15 protein-coding genes are annotated in these 14776 nt (G+C 72.1%); 3 read left to right on the top strand and 12 right to left on the bottom strand.

The window, feature by feature from the left end:
• Positions 1–13: 13 nt before the first annotated feature.
• Positions 14–2539, bottom strand: a complete 2526-nt coding sequence (locus ACFVGW_RS31515) for an ATP-dependent Clp protease ATP-binding subunit (protein ID WP_361442350.1) — start codon at positions 2537–2539, stop codon at positions 14–16.
• A gap of 462 nt (positions 2540–3001) precedes the next feature.
• On the opposite strand from ACFVGW_RS31515, the gene ACFVGW_RS31510 reads away from it, so the two are divergent.
• The gene (locus ACFVGW_RS31510; RefSeq protein WP_385854333.1) at positions 3002–3652 is read left to right on the top strand and encodes an SCO3374 family protein; all 651 of its coding nucleotides are present in this window, start codon (positions 3002–3004) and stop codon (positions 3650–3652) included.
• Here the strand turns inward: ACFVGW_RS31510 and ACFVGW_RS31505 are convergent.
• The 10 genes from ACFVGW_RS31505 to ACFVGW_RS31460 all read right to left on the bottom strand — a co-directional run bounded on the left by ACFVGW_RS31505 (position 3631) and on the right by ACFVGW_RS31460 (position 11657).
• A complete protein-coding gene (locus tag ACFVGW_RS31505; RefSeq protein ID WP_147979058.1) occupies positions 3631–3966 on the bottom strand; it encodes an Lsr2 family protein in 336 nt (111 codons plus the stop codon). The two genes, ACFVGW_RS31510 and ACFVGW_RS31505, sit on opposite strands and share 22 nt — an antisense overlap.
• 144 nt (positions 3967–4110) lie before the next feature.
• Positions 4111–4638 (bottom strand): amino-acid N-acetyltransferase, encoded by a 528-nt coding sequence (locus ACFVGW_RS31500; protein WP_385854332.1) that lies wholly within the window; start codon positions 4636–4638, stop codon positions 4111–4113.
• Positions 4639–4647: 9 nt separating this feature from the next.
• Entirely contained in the window at positions 4648–5163 is a 516-nt protein-coding gene (locus tag ACFVGW_RS31495) for a BlaI/MecI/CopY family transcriptional regulator (protein ID WP_385854331.1), read from the bottom strand.
• A gap of 109 nt (positions 5164–5272) precedes the next feature.
• A complete protein-coding gene (locus ACFVGW_RS31490) occupies positions 5273–5449 on the bottom strand; it encodes a hypothetical protein (RefSeq protein WP_352187784.1) in 177 nt (58 codons plus the stop codon).
• 14 nt (positions 5450–5463) lie between these two features.
• Positions 5464–6069, bottom strand: a complete 606-nt coding sequence (locus ACFVGW_RS31485; protein WP_385854356.1) for a hypothetical protein — start codon at positions 6067–6069, stop codon at positions 5464–5466.
• A 129-nt stretch (positions 6070–6198) separates the two neighbouring features.
• Positions 6199–7005, bottom strand: coding sequence for a type III pantothenate kinase (locus ACFVGW_RS31480; protein ID WP_352187783.1), 807 nt, complete (start codon positions 7003–7005; stop codon positions 6199–6201).
• Complete coding sequence (nadC, locus tag ACFVGW_RS31475) at positions 7005–8024, bottom strand: carboxylating nicotinate-nucleotide diphosphorylase (RefSeq protein WP_352187782.1); 1020 nt, start codon at positions 8022–8024, stop codon at positions 7005–7007. The genes ACFVGW_RS31480 and nadC overlap by 1 nt, the downstream gene beginning before the upstream one ends.
• Complete coding sequence (locus tag ACFVGW_RS31470) at positions 8021–9715, bottom strand: L-aspartate oxidase (RefSeq protein ID WP_385854330.1); 1695 nt, start codon at positions 9713–9715, stop codon at positions 8021–8023. The genes nadC and ACFVGW_RS31470 overlap by 4 nt, the downstream gene beginning before the upstream one ends.
• The gene (panC, locus tag ACFVGW_RS31465) at positions 9712–10746 is read right to left on the bottom strand and encodes a pantoate--beta-alanine ligase (RefSeq protein ID WP_385854329.1); all 1035 of its coding nucleotides are present in this window, start codon (positions 10744–10746) and stop codon (positions 9712–9714) included. Before panC ends, ACFVGW_RS31470 begins: the two co-directional genes overlap by 4 nt.
• Positions 10743–11657, bottom strand: coding sequence for a Rossmann-like and DUF2520 domain-containing protein (locus tag ACFVGW_RS31460; RefSeq protein WP_383222237.1), 915 nt, complete (start codon positions 11655–11657; stop codon positions 10743–10745). The genes panC and ACFVGW_RS31460 overlap by 4 nt, the downstream gene beginning before the upstream one ends.
• A 124-nt stretch (positions 11658–11781) precedes the next feature.
• On the opposite strand from ACFVGW_RS31460, the gene ACFVGW_RS31455 reads away from it, so the two are divergent.
• Both ACFVGW_RS31455 and ACFVGW_RS31450 read left to right on the top strand, forming a co-directional pair.
• Complete coding sequence (locus ACFVGW_RS31455) at positions 11782–12933, top strand: threonine aldolase family protein (protein WP_385854328.1); 1152 nt, start codon at positions 11782–11784, stop codon at positions 12931–12933.
• Between the two features lie 53 nt (positions 12934–12986).
• Positions 12987–14075 carry a DUF5937 family protein gene (locus ACFVGW_RS31450; RefSeq protein WP_383222241.1) on the top strand — a complete coding sequence of 363 codons (1089 nt, stop codon included), beginning with the start codon at positions 12987–12989 and terminating at the stop codon, positions 14073–14075.
• 11 nt (positions 14076–14086) lie between these two features.
• Here the strand turns inward: ACFVGW_RS31450 and ACFVGW_RS31445 are convergent, their stop codons facing one another.
• Positions 14087–14761, bottom strand: coding sequence for a response regulator transcription factor (locus ACFVGW_RS31445; protein ID WP_352187776.1), 675 nt, complete (start codon positions 14759–14761; stop codon positions 14087–14089).
• Positions 14762–14776 lie beyond the last annotated feature (15 nt).

Genomic DNA, 14776 nt, shown 5'->3' with positions numbered 1-14776 from the left:
CAGCGGTTTCGCCTCACGCGTCCTTCGAGAGGTTCGGGCCCGCTCCGCCCGTCGCCTGCTCGATCGGCGGGACGTCCGGCAGGGCCGACTTCTCCTCGCCGCGGAAGGTGAACTTCTTCTCCTCACCCTCGCCCTCGGTGTCCACGACCACGATGTGGCCGGGGCGCAGCTCGCCGAAGAGGATCTTCTCGGAGAGCGAGTCCTCGACCTCGCGCTGGATCGTCCGGCGCAGCGGCCGGGCGCCCATGACCGGGTCGTAACCCTTCTTGGCGAGCAGCTCCTTCGCGGACTGGGAGAGCTCGATGCCCATGTCCCGGTCCTTCAGGCGCTCGTCCACCCGGCTGATCATCAGGTCGACGATCTGCAGGATGTCGGCCTCGGTGAGCTGCGGGAAGACGATGATGTCGTCCACACGGTTCAGGAACTCCGGGCGGAAGTGCTGCTTCAGCTCGTCGCTGACCTTGGCCTTCATCCGCTCGTAGTTGGACTTCGTGTCGCCCTGGGCGGCGAAGCCCAGGTTGAAGCCCTTCGAGATGTCCCGGGTCCCGAGGTTGGTCGTCATGATGATGACCGTGTTCTTGAAGTCCACGACCCGGCCCTGGGAGTCGGTCAGACGACCGTCCTCCAGGATCTGGAGAAGGGAATTGAAGATATCGGGGTGGGCCTTCTCGACCTCGTCGAAGAGGACGACGGAGAACGGCTTGCGGCGCACCTTCTCGGTGAGCTGGCCGCCCTCTTCGTAGCCCACGTATCCGGGGGGAGAACCGAAGAGGCGGGAAACCGTGTGCTTCTCGCTGAACTCCGACATGTCGAGGGAGATCATCGCGTCCTCGTCGCCGAAGAGGAATTCGGCGAGCGCCTTGGACAGCTCGGTCTTACCGACACCGGACGGGCCGGCGAAGATGAACGAGCCACCGGGACGCTTCGGGTCCTTCAGACCGGCTCGCGTACGACGGATCGCCCGCGAGAGGCCGATGACGGCGTCCTTCTGGCCGATGACGCGCTTGTGGAGCTCGTCCTCCATGCGGAGCAGCCGGCTCGACTCCTCCTCGGTCAGCTTGAAGACCGGGATGCCGGTGGCGGTCGCGAGGACCTCGGCGATCAGCTCGCCGTCGACCTCGGCGACGACGTCCATGTCGCCGGCCTTCCACTCCTTCTCCCGCTTGGCCTTCGCCGCCAGCAGCTGCTTCTCCTTGTCGCGGAGAGACGCCGCCTTCTCGAAGTCCTGGGAGTCGATCGCGGACTCCTTGTCCCGGCGGACGCCGGCGATCTTCTCGTCGAACTCGCGGAGGTCCGGCGGCGCGGTCATCCGGCGGATGCGCATCCGGGATCCGGCCTCGTCGATCAGGTCGATCGCCTTGTCCGGCAGGAAGCGGTCCGAGATGTACCGGTCGGCCAGGGTCGCGGCCTGGACGAGGGCCTCGTCCGTGATGGAGACCCGGTGGTGGGCCTCGTACCGGTCACGCAGACCCTTGAGGATCTCGATCGTGTGCGGCAGCGACGGCTCGGCGACCTGGATGGGCTGGAAGCGGCGCTCGAGGGCCGCGTCCTTCTCCAGGTACTTGCGGTACTCGTCCAGCGTGGTCGCACCGATGGTCTGGAGCTCACCGCGGGCCAGCATCGGCTTGAGGATGCTGGCGGCGTCGATCGCGCCCTCGGCGGCACCCGCACCCACCAGGGTGTGGAGCTCGTCGATGAACAGGATGATGTCGCCGCGGGTGCGGATCTCCTTGAGGACCTTCTTCAGGCGCTCCTCGAAGTCACCGCGGTAGCGGGAGCCGGCGACCAGCGCGCCGAGGTCCAGGGTGTAGAGGTGCTTGTCCTTGAGGGTCTCGGGCACCTCGCCCTTGACGATGGCCTGCGCCAGGCCCTCGACGACGGCGGTCTTGCCGACGCCGGGCTCGCCGATGAGAACCGGGTTGTTCTTCGTACGGCGGGACAGCACCTGCATGACCCGCTCGATCTCCTTCTCGCGCCCGATGACCGGGTCGAGCTTGGATTCGCGGGCCGCCTGGGTGAGGTTGCGGCCGAACTGGTCGAGGACCAGGGACGTCGAGGGGGTGCCCTCGGCAGGACCGCCGGCCGTGGCGGCTTCCTTGCCCTGGTAGCCGGAGAGCAGCTGGATGACCTGCTGCCGCACCCGGTTGAGATCGGCGCCCAGCTTCACGAGGACCTGGGCGGCGACGCCCTCGCCCTCGCGGATCAGGCCGAGCAGGATGTGCTCCGTGCCGATGTAGTTGTGGCCGAGCTGGAGGGCCTCGCGGAGCGACAGCTCCAGGACCTTCTTGGCACGCGGGGTGAAGGGGATGTGACCGGACGGGGCCTGCTGCCCCTGCCCGATGATCTCCTCAACCTGCTGGCGGACCGCCTCGAGCGAAATCCCGAGGCTCTCCAGGGCCTTAGCGGCGACACCCTCACCCTCGTGGATAAGGCCCAGGAGGATGTGCTCGGTGCCGATGTAGTTGTGGTTGAGCATCCGGGCTTCTTCCTGAGCCAGGACGACAACCCGCCGCGCGCGGTCGGTGAACCTCTCGAACATCGTTAATCGCTCCTCAGAGCGGTCAGTCAGTTAGGGGTCGATCCCCTCCCTGTCCTTCCGCAGCTTAGTCCCGCAAGCGGGGACCGCTCATTCCAACTGCCGACATCCGTCCGGATCACCCCCTTGTCCGTGGGGAGACCTGCTGCCGAACAGCCGACAAATGCTCCAACTCGATGGTGCGAGACGATGTTCCCGCAGGCCAAGCAGTTACCCGCGCCTTCAGTACGCCGATGGCGAACGTGAGACGCGAAAGCCCGCGAGTCGCCCGTCCTCACTAGGAATGTCTTACCCGTCCGCACTGACACTCCATGCGGCACACCCCGGTTCCCTCCGCTACGGGCGAACATCCTTGCGCTGCCGAATGCACCCGTACGCCCCCATCACGGACACTGTGTGCAGTGGATCACTGACGCAGGGTCGCCGGCGGCGTAACCAAGGGACCCCCGCGGGCGTTCCCCGGACATGCCCTTCACCGCGCCGCGCGTGCCGCCGCCCCGCTCGCCGGCCGACGGCGGTCCGGAGCGCTGGTACGAGGAGGGGCTCGGCTGGGCGACGGTGGCCGGCCCGCCGGTGGGCCTGGTCACGGGTCTGCGCTTCGACGTCCTCGACCTGCCCGCCGAGGCAGGCCGGGCGGTGCTGCGCCGGACGGGCGCGGGTGCCACCGGGCCGGTGGCCCTCACGGGGCGGAGGATGCGGCTACTGGTGGCCGCGGGAAGCGCGGAGGAGCTGCCGGGGCTGCTCGACTGGCTGGAGTGGGGCGGGATCGCGCTGGACCTCGTCGCCCTGGGCGCCGGCAGCCGGATGCCCGCCCCTGTTCCCCCAGGATGGAGCGGTTCCGGCGCGCCGGGCGCCGCGGTGTGGCTGCGCGCCCCCGAGCCGGGCCGCGACGTGGAGCCGTCGCTGCCGGCCCTGTGGACCGCGGAGCGGGGCGGTGCGGCCGCCCCCTGTCTCGTACGGCTCGTGGCCGCCGCCGCGGCGGAGTGCCATCGGGTACGGCTGCTGAGGGCGCGGTCCCGGGAGATCCTTCCGGGGCGCCCCGGAGGGCGGCCGGTGGAACGTTCCGCGAGGCCGGTCGCTCAGCAGCTGACTCCTCAGCGGTTCGCGTCCTCGTAGGCCGCCTTGATCTCCGCCGGAACGCGACCGCGGTCGTTCACGTTGTAGCCGTTCTCCTTGGCCCACGCGCGGATCTTCGCGGTGTCCGGGCTGCCGCCGGCGGCGACCCGGCCCTTGCCGCGCGTACCGGCGCTGCGGCCACCGGTGCGCCGACCGCTCTTGGTGTACGGCTCGAGCAGGCCACGGAGCTTGTCCGCGTTGGCGGTGGTGAGGTCGATCTCGTAGGTCTTGCCGTCCAGCGCGAACGTCACGGTCTCGTCCGCCTCGACGCCGTCGAGGTCGTCGACAAGAAGGACCTGAACCTTCTGTGCCACCGGATTTCCTTTCATCGAAAATGCAGTACGCGGAAAGGAAACCGCTTTTCCCGGAAAAACACAAACCCCTGGGAGAGGTTCAGAAGCCCGGCAGTGCGGGAAACGTGCGCGATTCGGACATAGGGTTCCGTGCGCTCGTCAGGATCACAGATGCAGAAGCATCCGGCTGTTGCCCAAGGTGTTCGGCTTCACTCGTTCGAGACCCAGGAACTCGGCGACACCCTCGTCATAGGAACGCAGGAGCTCGCTGTACACATCTCCGTCGACCGGAGTCTCGCCGATCTCGACGAAGCCGTGCTTCGCGAAGAACTCGACTTCGAAGGTCAGGCAGAATACGCGGCGCACCCCGAGCCAACGGGCGGTGTGCAGCAACTTGTCGAGCACGTGATGTCCGACACCGGCGCCCTTGAAGTCGGGATCGACGGCGAGAGTACGCACTTCCGCGAGGTCTTCCCACATCACGTGGAGTGCCCCGCAGCCGACGACGACGCCGTCCTCGTCGCGTTCGGCGACCCAGAACTCCTGGATGTCCTCGTAAAGCGTCACGTCGGCTTTGTCGAGCAGGATGCCCCGGCGGGCGTAGGGGTCGACAAGGCGGCGTACGGCGGCGACATCACCGGTACGGGCACGGCGGACGGTGACGGCTTTCGAGGCGGCGGAGGACGACGGCATGGGGGGACGTTATCGCCCGTCGCCCTCGGGCTCCGAGGCAGCCTCTCCGGCGTCCGCGGGCGGGCCCCCGGCCGCACCCTCGTCCGCCCTCCCGCCTGCTTCCTCGCGGGCCCCCTCGGGCTGCGGGGCGGGGGTCTCCGGCAGGGGCGCGGGAGCCTCCGGCAGGGTGGGACCGACGATTCGGATCGCGTCGGTGAGGGCTTCCCGCTGCGCGCTCGACATCATGCCGAAGAACGCGACAAGGGCGGCCGCCGGGTTGTCGCTCTGGGCCCACGCCTCGTTCATCAGTGCGGCCGAGTAGGCGGCCCGGGTGGAGACCGCGGTATATCGATAGGCGCGGCCGTCGACTTCCCTCCGTACCCAGCCCTTCTGATGGAGATTGTCCATTACCGTCATGACGGTGGTGTAGGCGATGGACCGTTCCTGCTGGAGATCCTCCAGGACTTCCCGGACGGTCACCGGGCGGTTCCATTGCCAGACGCGTGTCATGACGGCGTCTTCCAGCTCTCCCAATTGGCGGGGCACACCGCCACCATAGTCGGCGAAGCGGGAATGGCCTGCTATTGACGGATGAAACGCAACAAAAAGGACGTACGACCTGAAAGCTGTCGTACGTCCTTCGGTGCGGGTGACCCTACGGGGCGTTGCCGTCCGCCTGGCGGGTCGCCTCGGCGCGGGCGAGAGCGGCGTCCACGGCCGCGTCTTCCTTGGCCTTGTTCGGGCCGCCCTGGCTCTTGACGATCGTGACGACGAGCGCCGTGAAGAACAGGGCCATCACGACGGGCGGCAGGAGCGCGGATACGTAGTCCATGCCGACCAGGGTAGCTATCCGGCGACGCGTTCCTCGGGCGGGGGCGGCGGTACGGGCCGCCGGCGCGGCGGGAAGACCTCGGACGGCTTCGGGGCCGGGCGCTTCGTCGGCGCGGGCGGCTGCTTCGGGGCCGGCTTCGGCTCGTCGGCGGCGCGGCCGCCGGGGAGGGCCAGCAGCCGGGCCCGGGGCACGGGGGCCACGGCCTGGGAGACGCGGGCGAGCGAAGCGAGGTGGGGGTCCCCCCAGGCGAAGCTCTGGGGGAGGGCGCGTACGGACCGTTCGGCGAGGACCTGGCAGCGCTCCAGGAGGCCGGACGCCCGCGGGTGGGCCCGCAGGGTGCGCAGGGCCGCGAGGTCGTCGGCACCCGGGTCGTATCCGGCGCCGAGGGCTTCCTGGAGGAGATCCAGGTAGCCGGCGCGCGAGCCCGGCAGGGCCTCGCGGTACCGGGTCAGGTCGGCGAGGAGGAAGGCACGCAGCCGGCCGGCCTCCCGGACGACGTCGTCCACGGACGCGGCGAGCCGCAGGCAGTCCTGGACGTCCTCGTCCTGAAGGGGGGCGGGGTTGAGGGCGGTGGCAAGGGCGCGTCGGAGCACACGCAGCTCGTCCGCACTGAACGCCATGCCGCCGCGGGATCCGTATGGCGTGGGCATGAGGTGACAATACGCGCTAATCGGACAAATTTCGTTTACCGATCAGCTCGGTGTGGCGGCGCCCCGACCGCTCCGGCGCCGCCCACGCGAGAGCCCCCGCTACATGCGCGAGACGTTGCGCTCGTACACCAGGCGCAGGCCGATCAGCGTCAGCCACGGCTCGTGCTCGTCGATCTGGGCGGAGTCGCCGAGGACCATCGGGGCGAGGCCGCCCGTCGCGATCACCGTCACGGTGGAGGGGTCGCCGTCCCGGCCCACGAGTTCGCGCTTCATGCGCGAGACCACGCCGTCGACCTGGCCCGCGTATCCGTAGACGATGCCCGACTGCATCGCCTCGACCGTGTTCTTGCCGATCACGCTGCGCGGCCGGGCCAGCTCGATCTTGCGGAGCATGGCGCCCTTGACGCCCAGCGCCTCGACCGAGATCTCGATGCCGGGCGCGATCGCGCCGCCCGCGTACTCGCCGCGCGCGGTGATCGCGTCGTACGTCGTCGCCGTGCCGAAGTCGACCACGATCGCCGGACCGCCGTAGAGCTCGACCGCCGCGACCGCGTTGATGATGCGGTCCGCGCCGACCTCCTTCGGGTTGTCCGTGAGGATCGGGACGCCCGTCTTGACGCCCGGCTCGACCAGCACGGCCGGGACGTCGCCGTAGTACCGCCGGGTCACCTCGCGCAGCTCGTGCAGCACCGAGGGCACCGTCGCGCAGATCGCGATGCCCTCGATGCCGTCGCTCAGCTCGACGCCCAGCAGCGGGTGCATGCCCATGAGGCCCTGGAGCAGGACCGCCATCTCGTCGGCGGTGCGACGCGGGTCGGTCGAGATGCGCCAGTGCTCGACGATCTCGTCCCCGTCGAAGAGGCCGAGGACCGTGTGCGTGTTGCCGACGTCGATGGTGAGCAGCATCAGGCCCGCACCTCGCGCAGGTCGAGGCCGATGTCGAGGATCGGGGAGGAGTGGGTCAGCCCGCCGACCGCGAGGTAGTCCACGCCCGTCGCCGCGTAGGCCGCCGCGTTCTCCAGCGTGAGGCGGCCGGAGGACTCCAGCACCGCGCGGCCGGCGACCAGCGCGACGGCCTCCTCGGTCTCCAGGGGGGTGAAGTTGTCCAGCAGGATCAGGTCGGCGCCCGCGTCCAGGACCTCGCGGACCTGGTGCAGCGTGTCGACCTCGACCTCGATCGGCACGTCCGGGAACAGCTCCCGCACGGCCTTGAAGGCCTGCGCCACACCGCCGGCGGCCACCACGTGGTTGTCCTTCACCAGCGCCGCGTCCGACAGCGACATGCGGTGGTTGACGCCGCCGCCGCAGCGCACCGCGTACTTCTCCAGGGCGCGCAGCCCCGGCGTGGTCTTACGGGTGTCCCGGACGCGGGCCCCTGTGCCCTCCAGGGCGTCCGCCCACGCGCGCGTGGCGGTGGCGATGCCGGAGAGGCGGCACAGGATGTTCAGCGCGCTGCGCTCGCCGGTGAGCAGGTCGCGGGTGCGGGTCGTGACGCTCAGGAGCTTCTGCCCGGCCTCGACGCGCTCGCCGTCCTCGACGTGCCGCTCGACCTCGAAGGTCTCGGTGCAGACGATGGAGAGCACCGCCTCGGCGACCCGCAGGCCGGCCACCACGCCCGCCTCACGCGCGGTGAAGTCGGCGGTGGCGACCGCCTCCTCGGGGACCGTCGCCACGGTCGTCACGTCCACCCCGCCGTCGAGGTCCTCCTCGATGGCCAGGTGGGCGATGTCCTCGACCTGCACCGGGTCGAGCCCGGCGTCGGCGAGGAGCTGCGCGAGCGCGGGGTCGAGCCCGCACTCGTAGACCTCGTCGCCGTCGGCGCAGCCGCAGCCGTCACCGCAGCCGCCCGCCTCCTCGGCCGGGGCGCTGATCTGGATCAGAGGGACGTCCACGGGCTGCGGACGTGCTTCTTCGGGCGTGCTCACGACTGCGGCTCCCTGGTTGCGTCGGCGGTTACGGGCGGAAAGTCTGCGGTGTCGGTACGGCGGACCACGAGCCGCCGGTCCGGGGTGAGGCGCACGATCAGATGGCGCCGCCACTCGTCGTCGCGCTCGGGATGGTCCTCGCGCCAGTGGCAGCCACGGGTCTCCCGGCGCTCCTGCGCGGCGGCGACCAGCACCCGGGCGACGCACAGCAGGTTCGTCGTCTCCCAGGACTCGACGCCCGGCTCGGCCGCCTTGCCCCGGCGGTCCTCCGCCTGCGAGAGGCTCAGCGCCTCCAGCGCGTCGGCGGCGGCCCCGAGGCTCTCGCCGGAACGCAGCACTCCGGCGTCCGCGCTCATGATCCGCTGGATCCGGACCCGGGTCTCGGGCGCGAGCAGCGGCAGCACGGACGGGGTGGCGGGCACGGCCGGCAGGCCCTCGCGGTGCGGGCCGCGCGTGGCGATGTCGTCGGCGATCCGCTCGGCGAAGACCAGGCCCTCCAGGAGCGAGTTCGACGCCAGGCGGTTGGCGCCGTGGACGCCCGTGCAGGCCACCTCGCCGCACGCGTAGAGGCCCGGGACGGTGGTCCGGCCCGTCAGGTCGGTGCGGACGCCGCCGGAGGCGTAGTGGGCCGCGGGGGCGACCGGGATCGGCTCGGTGACCGGGTCGATGCCGTGGGCCCGGCAGGCGGCGAGGATCGTGGGGAACCTGGTCTCCCACATCTCGGCGCCGAAGTGCCGGGCGTCCAGGTACATGTGCTCGGCGCCCCGCTCCTGCATCCGGCGCATGATCGCCTTGGCGACGATGTCCCGGGGGGCGAGCTCGGCCAGCTCGTGCTGTCCGAGCATGAAGCGGACCCCGTCGGCGTCGACGAGATGGGCGCCCTCGCCCCGTACCGCCTCGGAGACCAGCGGCTGCTGGCCCTCGGAGTCGGTACCGAGGAAGAGCACCGTCGGGTGGAACTGGACGAACTCCAGGTCGGAGACCTCGGCCCCGGCGCGCAGGGCGAGCGCGACGCCGTCGCCGGTGGAGACGGCCGGGTTCGTGGTGGCCGAGAAGACCTGGCCCATGCCGCCGGTCGCGAGGACCACGGCGGGGGCGTGGACGGCGCCGACGCCGTCGTGCTGGCCCTCGCCCATGACGTGCAGGGTCACACCCGCCGTACGCCCGTCGTCGTCCTTGAGGAGGTCGAGGACGAGCGCGTGCTCGATGGTCCGCAGCCCGCCGTCCCGTATCGCCTCCACTAGGGCGCGGGAGATCTCCAGGCCGGTGGCGTCTCCGCCGGCGTGGGCGATCCGGCGGCGGTGGTGGCCGCCCTCGCGGGTCAGGGCGATCTCGCCGTCGTCCGTCTTGTCGAAGTCGGCGCCGGTGGCGATCAGCCGGCGGACGGCGCCGGGGCCCTCGGTGACCAGCAGCCGGACGGCCTCGGTGTCGCAGAGCCCGGCGCCCGCGACGAGGGTGTCGTCGAGGTGCTGCTCGGGGGTGTCGCCCTCGCCGAGCGCGGCGGCGATGCCGCCCTGCGCCCAGCGGGTGGAGCCGTCGTCCAGGCGCGCCTTGGTGACGACGACCGTACGCAGTCCGGCGGCGGTGCAGCGCAGGGCCGCGGTCAGCCCCGCGACACCGGAGCCGACCACGACGACGTCGGCGTCGATGGACCAGCCCGGCGCGGGCGCGTGCAGCCGTATTCCGGTCACTTGGTGGCTCCGAAGGTCAGCGGGATGTTGTCGATGAGGCGCGTGCTGCCCACGCGCGCGGCGACGGCGAGGATCGCGTCCCCGTCGTGGTCGTCGCCGACCTCGGTGAAGTCGGCCGGGTCGACCAGGGCGAGGTAGTCGAGGACGAGCGGCGGCTCGGTCTTCGCCGCCTCGTCGAGGACCGTACGGGCCGCGGCCCGTACGGCGTCGGCGCCGCCGCACTCGGACGCCTGGGCGACCGCGTGTGCGTCGGCCGCGGCACGGGCCTCCCCGAGCCGGGAGAGCGCCTCGGCACGGTTCTCCGCCCGGCCCTGGGAGGCCGGCAGGGAGGCGGCACGCGCGCGCAGCGCGTGCTGGGCGGCCAGCCGGTCGCTCGCGGCGAACAGGGCGCGGGAGAGGGCGAGGGCGGTACGGCGCTCGCCGTCGGAGAGGTAACGGTTGCGGCTGGACAGGGCGAGACCGTCGGCCTCGCGGACCGTCGGCACGCCGACGATCTCCGCGGGGAAGTTCAGATCGCGGGCCATCCGCCGGATCAGGGCCAGCTGCTGGGCGTCCTTCTGGCCGAAGAAGGCCAGGTCGGGACGGGTGAGGTGGAGCAGCTTGGCGACGACCGTGAGCATGCCGTCGAAGTGGCCGGGCCGTGAGGAGCCTTCGAGGCGCCCGCCCATGGGCCCGGCGGTGATCCGGACCTGGGGCTCCCCGCCGGGGTAGACCTCGTCGACGGAGGGCGCGAACACGGCGTCGGCCCCCGCCTCCTCGGCCGTCCGGAGGTCGGCCTCCAGCGTGCGGGGGTAGCGGTCGAGGTCCTCGCCCGCGCCGAACTGGAGCGGGTTGACGAAGACGGTGACGACGACGAAGCCGTCGCGCCCGACGTGGGCGCGGGCGGTACGGACGAGAGTGGCGTGCCCCGCGTGGAGCGCGCCCATGGTCATCACGACGGCCGTACGGCGGTTTCCGGCCACGCCCGGGGTGGGGGCGAGGGCGTGCAGCTCGGCGGCCGTGCGGACCAGGGCGAAGGTCGTCGATGTCATCGGTCGGTCTCCCCGTCGGCGAGCACGCCCAGCAGGTCCTCGGCCAGCTCGGGCTTGAGCAGGCCGTGCGCGAGCGCCCGGTCGGCGGTCGTGCGGGCCATCGCCAGATAGCCGGCGACGGTGCCCGGTGCGTGCTTGCGCAGCTCGGCGACGTGCGCGGCGACCGTGCCCGCGTCACCGCGCGCCACGGGGCCGGTGAGGGCCCCGTCGCCGGACCGCAGGGCGTTGTCCAGGGCGGCGCCCAGGAGCGGGCCGAGCATCCGGTCGGGGGCGGAGACGCCCGCCGCACGGAGCAGGTCCATGGACTGGGCGACCAGGGTGACCAGGTGGTTCGCGCCGAGGGCGAGGGCCGCGTGGTAGAGCGGCCGGGCCTCCTCGGCGATCCACTCGGGCTCGCCGCCCATCTCGATGACCAGGGCCTCGGCGGCCAGCCGCAGCTCCTCGGGCGCGGTCACCCCGAAGGAGCAGCCGGCCAGGCGCTGGACGTCCACGGAGGTGCCGGTGAAGGTCATGGCGGGGTGCAGGGCGAGCGGCAGCGCGCCGGCCCGGCGGGCGGGGTCCAGGACGTTCACGCCGTACCGCCCGGAGGTGTGCACGAGCAGCTGCCCGGGCCGTACGGCCCCGGTCTCGGCGAGGCCCTCGACCAGGCCGGGCAGGGCGTCGTCGGGGACGGTCAGCAGCACCAGCTCGGCGCGGGCGAGCACCTCGCCGGGCGGCACGATCGGCACGTCCGGGAGCAGGGTCCCGGCGCGCCGCACGGACGCGTCGGAGACCGCGGAGACGGCGACGGGGCGGTGTCCCGCGAGCTGGAGGGCGGCGGCGAGGGTGGGTCCCACCCGGCCGGCTCCGACGACTCCGACGGTGAGTCGCGCGGGACGGTCTTCCGCTCGGGGTTCTGCTGGTCGATTCACGCGGCAACGGCCTTCCGTTCCAGTCCGCGGGGGGTACCGGACGATTTCTGGTCATGCTACGCCAGCGTTTCGCGCTCCTCCGTGACTGTCCACAGGGTGTGGGTGGTGGTGTGATGATCGGCCCATGGACGAAACGGAAGCGCGGCTGCATCGGGCGAAGGTGTGGGGCGGTGCGCGGCGCACGCTGCGGCACTCGCCGGTCGAGGGCACGGTCGGGGAGCGCCTGCGGGAGCTGGCCGACTGGGCGGGGGCGGCGGAGGACGACGGCGGACCCGTCGACATGTACGGGGACGGGCCGGTCGAGCGGCTGGAACAGCGGGTGGCCGAGGAGCTCGGCTTCCCGGCCGCGGTGTTCTTCCCGACCGGGACGATGGCCCAGCAGGTGGCGCTGCGCTGCTGGGCGGGGCGGACCGGGAACCCCGTCGTCGCCCTGCACCCGCTCGCCCACCCCGAGGTCCACGAGGGCGGGGCGCTCACGGCGGTGAGCGGGCTGCGGACGGTCCACCCGGCGGACGGCCCGAGGCTTCCGACGGCCCAGGAGGTTCGGGAGCACCCGGAGCCCTTCGGGACGCTGATGCTGGAACTGCCGCTGCGGGACGCCGGGTTCGTGCTCCCGGCCTGGGACGAACTGGTCGAGGTCGTGGAGGCGGCCCGGGAGCGGGACGCAGTGGTGCACGTCGACGGCGCGCGGCTGTGGGAGTGCGCCCCGCACTTCGGGCGCGGGCTGCGGGAGATCGCGGGGCTCGCCGACAGCGTGTACGTGTCCTTCTACAAGTCCCTGGGCGGCCTTTCGGGAGCGGCGCTGGCCGGCCCCGAGGACGTGATGGAGGAGGCCCGGGTGTGGCGGCACCGGTACGGGGGCCAGGTCTTCCAGCAGTACCCGGCGGCGGTGTCGGCGCTGCGGGGCCTGGACCGGGAGCTGCCGAGGCTGCCGTCGTACGTGGCCCACGCGCGCGTGGTGGCGGCCGGGCTGCGGGCGGGGTTCGAGGAGGCGGGCGTGCCGTGGTTCCGGGTGCACCCCGAGGAGCCCCACACCCACCAGTTCCAGGTCTGGCTGCCGTACGCCCCCGACGTCCTCACGGCCGCCGGCCTGGCGCTCACCGAGGCCACGGGCACGGCTCTCTTCCGCCGCTGGGGCGGCCCGGGCGCGGGCGGCCCGCCGGGCGTGGCCGTGACCGAGGTGACGGTGGGGGAACCGGGGCTCACGTGGACGGAGACCGATGTCCGCGACGCGGTACGGGAGTTCCTCACGCACGTCGCACGGCCCGCCGATTGACGGACGCCGTCAAACGGTTCGACCGCCCCCGGGCCGCCCCGCACCATAGGGGGGTGAGCCTGACCATCGACATCACCGGACTGCCGCACGAGCGCATCTCCTTCGGCCCCTCGCCGCTGGCCGAGCTCGGCGCCGCGCTGCACGCGCTGTCCGAGCCCGGCCACCACCCGGGGCTGCACGGCTGGGCCACGACCACCGCCGCGGCGCTCAAGCCCGAGCTCGCCGACCGGCTGCACGAGGCCGACTTCATGTGGCGGTCCACCCGCTCCGACTTCCTGCTGCCCGCCCGGCCGCGCGAGACGCTCGCCGAGGAGCTCGACGACCTCGACCGGATGGACGACGAGACCTACGTCGGGGCCGCCCTCGAGATCTCCTGCAGCACCCAGTACGCGGACGGGCTGCCCTCCCCGCTCGTCGACCCGCACTCCCGCTGCCGCGCCCTCGACCTGGCCGCCGCCCGCGGCCCCCGGCAGTACGCGTTCGTGGAGCGGACGCTCGCCGATCCCACCGGCACGCGCGCGTGGATCCGCAGGCTCCTGGAGGACTGCGACGAGGCGTTCTTCGCCGACACCTGGCGCCGGGTCCGGGTCCAGCTCGCCGCCGACGCCCGGCACAAGACCGAACTCCTGCGCCGCAAGGGCCTCGCCGAGGCCGTGGCCGCCGTCTCCGGAGCGATGAGCCTGGAGGAGGACGCCGACGGCTCCCGGATCGTCATCGACAAGCTGGTCCACGGCCGTACGCACACCGAGGGCTCGGCGCTCACGTTCCTGCCGACCGCCTTCGGCCGGCCGCACCTGATCGCCCTGCACGCCCGCGGCTGGCAGCCGGTGATCCAGTACCCCGTCTCCACCGGCGAACTCGCCGGATCCGCCCCCGTGGAGACGGTCAAGCTCCGCCTGGAGGCCGTCGCACACCCGATGCGGATGCGGATGTGCCGCAACCTCGCCCGCGCCTCGTACACGACGAGCGAGCTGGCCGACGCGTACGGCATCAGCGCCCCGGAGGTCTCACGCCACCTCGCCGTCCTGAAGAAGGCCGGGCTGCTCACCACCCAGCGCCGCGGCCGCTACGTGCTGCACCAGCTCGACGTCACCGTCGTCGCCCGCCTGGGCAGCGACTTCCTCGAAGCCGTCCTGCGCTGACGCGCGGCGGCTCAGACCGCGCCGCCGCCCGCCCGCACCAGGCCCGTCTCGTACGCCAGGACCACCACCTGCACCCGGTCCCGCAGGTCCAGCTTGGTCAGGATCCGGCCGACGTGCGTCTTCACCGTCGCCTCCGACAGCACCAGCCGGGCGGCGATCTCACCGTTCGACAGGCCCTGGGCGACCAGGAGCATCACCTCGCGCTCGCGGTCGGTGAGCCGGTCCAGCTCCTTGTGCTGCGGCTCGCGGCCCGAGGACGGCAGCATCGGCGAGAAGCGGTCGAGGAGGCGGCGGGTCGTGGACGGGGCCACGACGGCGTCACCGCTGTGCACGGAGCGGATCGCGCCGAGCAGCTCGGCCGGCGGCACGTCCTTCAGCATGAAGCCGCTCGCGCCCGCCTTCAGCCCCGAGAAGGCGTACTCGTCGAGATCGAAGGTGGTCAGGATCAGCACCTTCGGGGCGTCCGGCTCCGAGCAGATCCGGCGGGTCGTCTCGACCCCGTCGAGCTTGGGCATCCGGACGTCCATCAGCACCACGTCCACGGCCGTGGAGCGCAGCACCTCCAGCGCCTCCACACCGTCCCCCGCCTCGGCCACGACCTCCATGTCCGGCTGGGCGGCGAGCACCATGCGGAAGCCGGTGCGCAGCAGCACCTGGTCGTCGACGAGCATCACGCGAATGGACATGTGGTTCCTTCGGAT

Source organism: Streptomyces sp. NPDC127129 (genome assembly GCF_042671585.1).
In the GTDB taxonomy this organism is placed as follows: domain Bacteria; phylum Actinomycetota; class Actinomycetes; order Streptomycetales; family Streptomycetaceae; genus Streptomyces.
This window is presented reverse-complemented; position numbering and strand designations above follow the sequence as displayed.